A 377-nucleotide genomic window follows, 5' to 3' on the forward strand; every position below is an offset into this window, starting at 1 on the left:
ATATAGGCCATGTCTCTATTTTCAAATCCACTATTRTGATTATATCTAACTGTAAAATCACTTACCCCTAATTCATTTGAAACACCTTCAGCCATATTGTCAGTCATTATATAATTTCCTTTTTCATTTTTCTCACATACAATATAACCTTGTCCAGTATTTGATAAGAAAGTTACTATTTTAGAATTATCAATATGTATTGTATCTATAATAGATAGATTTTCTACTCCAATATTATTCATAAGCCCACTTTCATTTATGTACTCTAATATATCTTCATCAGTGTTTAAAATAGTATCACTATTACTACATCCTGTTATAAATAATATTGATAATAGTGAACTAATAAGTATTATAATTTTTTTCATTTTATTTTC

Annotated in this window: 1 protein-coding gene; it reads right to left on the reverse strand. The window is 24.5% G+C overall.

Features of this window, described 5'->3' with window-relative positions:
• Positions 1-368: hypothetical protein (locus G3997_RS04375; RefSeq protein ID WP_296648686.1), on the reverse strand; the 368-nt coding region annotated here is incomplete at its 3' end.
• Positions 369-377: the final 9 nt, after the last annotated feature.

The organism is Romboutsia sp. 13368 (assembly GCF_018336475.1).
In the GTDB taxonomy this organism is placed as follows: Bacteria; Bacillota; Clostridia; order Peptostreptococcales; family Peptostreptococcaceae; genus Romboutsia.